Origin of the sequence: Haloferax sp. KTX1, from assembly GCF_902410085.1 — an archaeon.
In the GTDB taxonomy this organism is placed as follows: Archaea; Halobacteriota; Halobacteria; order Halobacteriales; family Haloferacaceae; genus Haloferax; species Haloferax massiliensis.
In genome coordinates, this window is record NZ_CABPRH010000074.1 from 1 (window position 1) to 541 (window position 541).

The following is a 541-nucleotide window of genomic DNA, read 5'->3' on the forward strand; positions in this document are numbered from 1 at the left end:
TTCCAGTGCGGAGTCTGGAGACACCCAGGGGGAAGCGAAGACCCTATGGAGCTTTACTGCAGGCTGTCGCTGAGACGTGGTCGCCGATGTGCAGCATAGGTAGGAGACGTTACACAGGTACCTGCGCTAGCAGGCCACCGAGTCAACAGTGAAATACTACCCGTCGGTGACTGCGACTCTCACTCCGGGAGGAGGACACCGATAGCCGGGCAGTTTGACTGGGGCGGTACGCGCTCGAAAAGATATCGAGCGCGCCCTATGGCTATCTCAGCCGGGACAGAGACCCGGCGAAGAGTGCAAGAGCAAAAGATAGCTTGACAGTGTTCTTCCCAACGAGGAACGCTGACGCGAAAGCGTGGTCTAGCGAACCAATTAGCCTGCTTGATGCGGGCAATTGATGACAGAAAAGCTACCCTAGGGATAACAGAGTCGTCACTCGCAAGAGCACATATCGACCGAGTGGCTTGCTACCTCGATGTCGGTTCCCTCCATCCTGCCCGTGCAGAAGCGGGCAAGGGTGAGGTTGTTCGCCTATTAAAGG

1 rRNA gene is annotated in these 541 nt (G+C 56.7%); it reads left to right on the top strand.

The window, feature by feature from the left end:
- Positions 1–541, top strand: a 23S ribosomal RNA gene (locus tag FY251_RS20825); the annotation flags it as partial.